Raw genomic sequence first — 6,335 nt, 5'->3', positions numbered from 1 at the left:
GCCGCACCGCCCCGAGCTGGCTCAGGCGGGAGTTCGCGCTGAGGTCACCGCCGGAGCGGCGCTGGTACTGCTCGGAGCGGGCCTTGCCTGCCTGCGCCGGGGACGGGAATCCACGCGTAGGGTCAGTGGCAGCGTCCCATGCTAAGGGCGGGCTGCGTACTCCCTGCGCAGTTCGCTGGTCTTGGCGATGTAGCGGTGCCACACCAGCAGCGCTGCGGGGAATGCCAGCTCGACAACCATGAGAATGATCAACAGAAAGTGCGGAGTCCCCGAGAAGGCCCAGGAAAGGACCCGCCCGATTCCGCCGATGAATACCATGAGGCAAACCAGCCACAGCATGTTTGCCCACTGGAATTTGATCGCGATGGTCACGAAAGCGGCGCCCACGCCGATCATCATCGCGGCGAAGAACCGGAACTGGTTCTCGAGTGTCGGGTTCACTGGACCGTCCCCGGTTTCCGGCAGCCCGGCGGTGCCGGTAATCAGGTAGTAGCCCCCGAAGCCGGCAATAACGAGTCCGACGAGCACTACCACCGTCCGGAAGACGCTCCAGTCACTCCCGGTTTTGTCGGATTTCGCTGAGTCCTTCTTCGAGGTCTTCGCCGTGGTGCCACCTGTCGCGGGTTGTTTTGCAGCGGGGCGGCCCGAAGCGGAGGTCTGGTCCGAGCCGTGTGAGCCCGCTGGGCCCTTTCCCGTATCCGCGGAAGAACTGCGACGCTCCGGCTGCGGGTTGTCAGGGGTGTTGCTGTTCATGGTGTTCCCTCTGTGGTCGACGGTTCGGCCGGGCAAGGCCTGCACAATTCATCTTCTCACCCCGGACGACCCTGTGCCCGGCAGGCCTCAGGTAGCTACCGTGCGGCGGTGGCGATACAGCCACCAAAGGCCCAGCACAGGCAGGATCAAGGGAACAAATCCGTAACCCCTGCCGTATACCGACCACACGGTGTCCGCTGGAAAGAGGACAGGGTCGACGACGCTGAGTGTGCCGATGGTGAGCACCCCCACCAGCTCGATTCCCACGGCAGCGACGGACAGCCGGTACCAGCGCCGTCCCGAGCGGCTCAGGGATACGGTCGCAAAGACATAGACGAGGGCCGCAAACGCCGTCAACGTGTAGGCGAGCGGAGCCTCGGAGAATTTGGTAGCGATCTGGAAGGCCGCGCGCGCTGTGGCCGCCAGGGCGAAAACGCCGTACACGGCGATGAGCAGCCTACCGGGCCCGCGGCTCAACGTCCCCGCAGATCCGGCCGGCTTACTGTGCAGGTTCACGCCGGCACCGCCCCGTCCCATATCTGTTCCATCCGGTACAACATCACGAAGATGGTGAGGCCCACTGCGCCGAGGACCAGATTGCTCCAGCGTGAACGTTCAAGGATTGCCCACCAGAACGCGCCCACTGGAACCAGCAGCGCGGTGAGCAGGTAACCCCAGAACTCCCACAGCTCACCGGTGACAGTCTCCCCGCCTACCTGCCGAACAATCCCGGCCACCGCGTAGACGAGAAGGAACAGTTCCACAGCCGCCACAGTAAGGATGGTCACATCGTTGGGAGGTTGCCTGATCACGGCAGCACCAACGCAGATCAAGGTTGAGATCAGGCACACCACAGTACCGGCGATGAAAAATCCGTCGACGACCATCAGCTGCCGGCCTGTCCCGGCGCGAAGACCAGCGCCGGCTTCGCCTCACTCCCCCGATTCTCGAGGAGCGCGATCAGCGCACCATCAGGGGCAAAGGCAGCAACGGGCCGCTGGTCGCCGGCATCATTCCTGGGCGAACCGCCACAGTCACCACCGGCGCTCGCGCTGATACGCCGTCCGTGGGAAAGGTCCAGCGCCTCGGTGGAACTCAACTCGCGCACAGGAAACAGCGCACGGGCAGCTTCGTCAATGCCGAGAAGCCGGAAGTCCTGGGCGAGTTCCTCCAGCGTGGATGCCTGGGCCAACGTATAAGGGCCCACCTCCATGCGGCGAAGCACTGTCAGGTGGCCTCCCACGCCAAGGGCTGCGCCCAGGTCCCTCGCCAGGGCACGGATGTAGGTTCCGGAACTGCAGCTGACCGTCACATCGAGGTCCTGGACTGCTCCGTCGTTCTCGCGCCGGATATCGGCAATGTCGAAGCTGTGCACGATGACTGGACGCGACGGTAAGACAACCTCCTCGCCCGACCGTACCCGGCTATAGGCGCGTTCGCCGTTGACCTTGATGGCGCTCACGCTGCTGGGAACCTGGCTGATGGAACCGGTCAGCTCCTCGACTGCGGCGCGAATCGCTGAGGCCGGAACCGCCCCGGCGGAAGTTTCAGCTGTCACTTCTCCCTCGGCGTCATCAGTGACAGTCGACTGACCCAGACGGATGGTTGCGGTGTAGGTCTTTGAGGTGCCGACAACATAGGTCAGAAGGCGGGTAGCCCGGTTGATCCCAACCACGAGCACTCCGGTGGCCATCGGATCGAGGGTACCTGCGTGTCCCACTTTGCGGGTGCCGGCAAGCCGCCGCATCCTGCCCACAACGTCATGGCTGGTCCAGCCCTGCGGCTTGTCCACTATCACTAGTCCTGAGTGGACCTGCCCCGAATTCACGCCTCCCAGTATAGGTGTCAGTGGCGAGCCAACCCTCACCGCTACGATGCCCCTATGCCGTCCATTGCAAAGCACATCGAGCAACTCCCCTCAAATCAGATCAGGGAGATCACCCAGGCTGCCTGGGCTACGCCGAACGCAATTGTCCTCAGCATCGGCGAACCGGCGTTTCCGGTTCCACGCCACATCCTGGACGCGGGGATGGCGGCGTTGGATCGCGATGACACCAACTACACCCCGAACGAAGGTATCGCTCCTTTGCGGCGGAGCTTCGCGGAGTGGTTCGGCCGCCGAAACCGCATGGACGTGACACAACACCGGGTCTACGTGACTGCAGGCGCGCAGCAGGGACTGCACCTTGCCATGAGCATGCTGCTTGACGCCGGCGACGAGGTGTTGATTCCCAATCCGGGATACCCGACCTTTGCCATGACCGCGCAATTGGTTCATGCCCGTCCCGTCAGCTACCCGCTTCGTCCTGAGAACGGATTCCAACCTCACATCAGCGACCTCGAGGAGCTTGTAAGTTCGCGTACCCGCCTCCTCGTGCTGAACTCGCCGTCCAACCCGCTGGGAGCCGTCTTCAGCGAGGAACTCACGCGAGATCTGGTGCGCTTCGCGCAACGTCACGACCTCTGGATTCTGTCGGATGAATGCTATGAGGCCTTCACCTACGGCGTTCCCCACGTGAGCCCTGCACGATTTGATGCCACGCGGGTGCTGACTTCGCTCACCCTCTCAAAGACGTTCGGGCTGACAGGTCTGCGCATCGGTGCGCTTGTACTGCCGGAGGGGCTCGGTGCCGAATTCAACGCAGTGATGGAGTCGATTGTGTCCTGTGTCGGTGCGGCCCAGCAGTACGCGGCAATTGCTGCGCTCACGGGTCCCACCGACTACGTGGAAACAGCGGCGCACCACTACCGTTCAAACAGGGATGCAGCGGCGGCAGAGCTGTCTTCGCTCAACATCAAGTACCTCGAAGCGCAGGGGGCCTTTTACCTATGGGCTGATATGTCCCACGCCACCGGCGGAGATGTACGCAGCTGGGTCCGCACGTTCCTCGCGGAGCAGGGGGTCGCCGTCGCGCCCGGAACGGCCTTCGGCTCACAGGGCGAGGGTTGGATCCGGATTGCGCTGTGCACAGACAGGGAAAGCCTGCTCACCGGAGTGAGCAGGCTTCCCAAACGCTGAATCCCGCGGCGGGTGGAGACTAGAGGGAGTCTTCCTGCTCGTCGTCCTCGCTTGGCTTGCGGTAAGGATCGGCGTCGCCGGCGAAGGCGGCCTTCCTCGCGAGTTCGGCCACCTCGGCGTCCCGTTCCTTGGCGGTCCGGAGCAGTTCCTCCAGATGGCTTGCGTTGACCGGGATCTCGTCCGGCACGAACTCCAACGTGGGAGTCAGTCGTGCGGTGATGTTCCGACCCACCTCAGAACGGAGGACGCCCTTGGCCGACTCGAGTGCCTTATGCACTGCTGCCTGCTCTTCGGACTCACCGAACACTGTGTAGTAGATGGTGGCATGCTGCAGATCGTTGGTAACACGGGCGTCAGTAACGGTGACCGCTTCCAGCCGAGGGTCCTTCACCCGGCGGCGAAGGGCCTCCGCAACGATGACCTTGATGCGCTGTGCCAGCCGTGCAGCGCGTGCGGCGTCTGCCATGACTTCTCCTTACTTCCTCCCCCAGGGGAGCTGCAACGGCGATCGAGCGCTCATGCGTCGATCGCCGGTATGGGCTGGATGGGCCCGCTGCGAGCAGCGGACCCACCCGATACGGGCCTAGACCCGAGGCTTCTCACGCATCTCGTAGGTCTCGATGGTGTCGCCTTCCCTGATGTCATTGAACGATCCGAGCCCGATACCACACTCGAAGTCCGTGCGGACCTCGGTGGCGTCGTCCTTGAAGCGGCGAAGCGTGTCAACACTGAGGTTGTCGCCAACCACCACTCCGTCACGGATCAGACGTGCCTTCGTGTTCCTGCGGATAACACCGGAACGGACAATCGAGCCCGCGATGTTGCCGAACTTCGAAGACCGGAAGACCTCCCGGATTTCCGCGGTACCGAGCTGCGCTTCCTCATACTCCGGCTTGAGCATGCCCTTGAGTGCAAGCTCAATGTCATCGATGGCTCCATAGATGACCGAGTAGAAGCGCAGGTCCACGCCTTCGCGCTCAGCGAGGTCAGCCACACGTTCGGCCGGCTTGACGTTGAACCCGATGATGATCGCGTTGTCCACCGTTGCCAGGTTGACGTCGTTCTGCGTGATCGCACCGACACCGCGGTGGATGACGCGCAGTGCGACTCCCTCGCCGACGTCGATCTTGAGCAGCGAGTCCTCGAGCGCCTCCACGGCACCGGAGACATCGCCCTTGAGGATGAGGTTGAGAGTGTCAACCTTGCCCTCGGCCACGGCCTGGTCGAAGTCTTCCAGGCTGACGCGCTTGCGGCGCTTGGCCAGGGCCGCGTTGCGATCTGCTGCCTCGCGCTTCTCGGCGATCTGGCGGCCCGTGCGCTCGTCCGGGGTGACGAGGAACGTATCGCCGGCACGGGGAACCGTGGACAGACCCAGTACCTGGACCGGACGGGACGGGCCCGCCTCGGTGACGTTGTCGCCGTTCTCGTTGAACATTGCGCGGACACGGCCGTGCGCGATGCCCGCGACAATGGTGTCTCCGACAACCAGCGTTCCGGACTGGACCAGCACGGTAGCAACCGCACCGCGGCCCTTGTCGAGGTTTGCCTCGATCGCGATACCGCGGGCGTCCTTGTTCGGGTTTGCGCGCATGTCAAGTGCGGCATCGGCGGTCAGCAGAACCGCTTCGAGCAGTTCGTCGATTCCCTCGCCGCGCAGCGCCGAGACGTGCACGAACATGGTGTCGCCGCCATACTCTTCGGGGACCAGTCCGTACTCGGTGAGCTGGCCCTTGACCTTGTCCGGGTTGGCGCCCTCCTTGTCGATCTTGTTCACCGCCACGACAACCGGCACGCCGGCCGCCTGGGCGTGGTTCAACGCCTCGACGGTCTGCGGCATGACGCCGTCATCCGCTGCCACAACAAGCACAGCGATGTCGGTAACCTTCGCGCCACGGGCACGCATGGCGGTGAACGCCTCGTGACCCGGGGTGTCAATGAAGGTGATGGGACGGTTGTCGCCCTCGTGCTCATGGTCGATCTGGTACGCACCGATGTGCTGGGTGATGCCGCCGTGTTCGCCGGCCACGACGTTCGACTTGCGGATCGCATCCAGCAGACGGGTTTTACCGTGGTCGACGTGGCCCATAACGGTCACTACGGGGGGACGTGCTTCAAGCTGCTCGTCACCCTCGGCCGCAAGTTCAGCATCCAGGTTGATGTCGAAGTTGTCGAGCAGCTCGCGCTCCTCGTCTTCCGGCGACACAACCTGGATCTTGTAGCCGAGCTCGCCGCCCAGTACCTCGAAGGTCGCTTCGTCCAGGGACTGGGTTGCTGTGGCCATCTCACCGAGGTGGAACAGAACGGTAACCAGTGCTGCGGCGTTCGCATCAATCTTCTCGGCGAAGTCGGTGATCGACGATCCGCGACGCAGCCGGACAACAGTGTTGCCGTCGCCGCGGGGAACGCTGACGCCGCCCAACGATGGAGCTGACATCTGCTCAAGCTCTTGCCGCTTTGCCCGCTTCGACTTGCGCTGCTTGCCGCGGCCGGCTCCACCCTTGCCGAAAGCACCGGCAGTGCCGCCGCGACCGCGGCCGCCCTTGCCGAAACCGCCACCGGCGGG

The 6,335-nt window shown here is 63.8% G+C and carries 7 protein-coding genes; 1 reads left to right on the top strand and 6 read right to left on the bottom strand.

Annotated features, from left to right (window positions below; all coding sequences use genetic code 11):
- Nucleotides 1–141 precede the first annotated feature (141 nt).
- From P4U43_RS17420 to truB, 4 genes are all read right to left on the bottom strand, one after another.
- The gene (locus tag P4U43_RS17420) at nt 142–753 is read right to left on the bottom strand and encodes a DUF4345 domain-containing protein (RefSeq protein ID WP_277359867.1); all 612 of its coding nucleotides are present in this window, start codon (nt 751–753) and stop codon (nt 142–144) included.
- 87 nt (nt 754–840) lie between these two features.
- A complete protein-coding gene (locus tag P4U43_RS17415; protein WP_277359866.1) occupies nt 841–1,269 on the bottom strand; it encodes a hypothetical protein in 429 nt (142 codons plus the stop codon).
- Entirely contained in the window at nt 1,266–1,640 is a 375-nt protein-coding gene (locus tag P4U43_RS17410) for a hypothetical protein (protein ID WP_277359865.1), read from the bottom strand. Before P4U43_RS17410 ends, P4U43_RS17415 begins: the two co-directional genes overlap by 4 nt.
- Nucleotides 1,640–2,581 carry a tRNA pseudouridine(55) synthase TruB gene (truB, locus tag P4U43_RS17405; RefSeq protein WP_277359864.1) on the bottom strand — a complete coding sequence of 314 codons (942 nt, stop codon included), beginning with the start codon at nt 2,579–2,581 and terminating at the stop codon, nt 1,640–1,642. Before truB ends, P4U43_RS17410 begins: the two co-directional genes overlap by 1 nt.
- Nucleotides 2,582–2,635: 54 nt before the next feature.
- Here truB and P4U43_RS17400 point away from each other — a divergent pair, with 54 nt between their 5' ends.
- Nucleotides 2,636–3,772 carry a pyridoxal phosphate-dependent aminotransferase gene (locus P4U43_RS17400; RefSeq protein WP_277359863.1) on the top strand — a complete coding sequence of 379 codons (1,137 nt, stop codon included), beginning with the start codon at nt 2,636–2,638 and terminating at the stop codon, nt 3,770–3,772.
- A 19-nt stretch (nt 3,773–3,791) separates the two neighbouring features.
- On the opposite strand, the gene rbfA is transcribed toward P4U43_RS17400, so the two are convergent.
- Together rbfA and infB are read right to left on the bottom strand one after the other, a co-directional pair.
- The gene (gene rbfA, locus P4U43_RS17395; protein ID WP_277359862.1) at nt 3,792–4,238 is read right to left on the bottom strand and encodes a 30S ribosome-binding factor RbfA; all 447 of its coding nucleotides are present in this window, start codon (nt 4,236–4,238) and stop codon (nt 3,792–3,794) included.
- Nucleotides 4,239–4,355: 117 nt separating this feature from the next.
- Nucleotides 4,356–6,335, bottom strand: a 1,980-nt coding sequence (gene infB, locus P4U43_RS17390; RefSeq protein ID WP_277359861.1) for a translation initiation factor IF-2, incomplete at its 5' end; no start/stop codon positions are given.

Source organism: Arthrobacter vasquezii, from assembly GCF_029455255.1.
GTDB classification, from domain to species: Bacteria; Actinomycetota; Actinomycetes; order Actinomycetales; family Micrococcaceae; genus Arthrobacter_D; species Arthrobacter_D parietis.
Note: the sequence above shows the minus strand (reverse complement) of the source record. Positions and strands in the feature narration are given on the sequence as shown.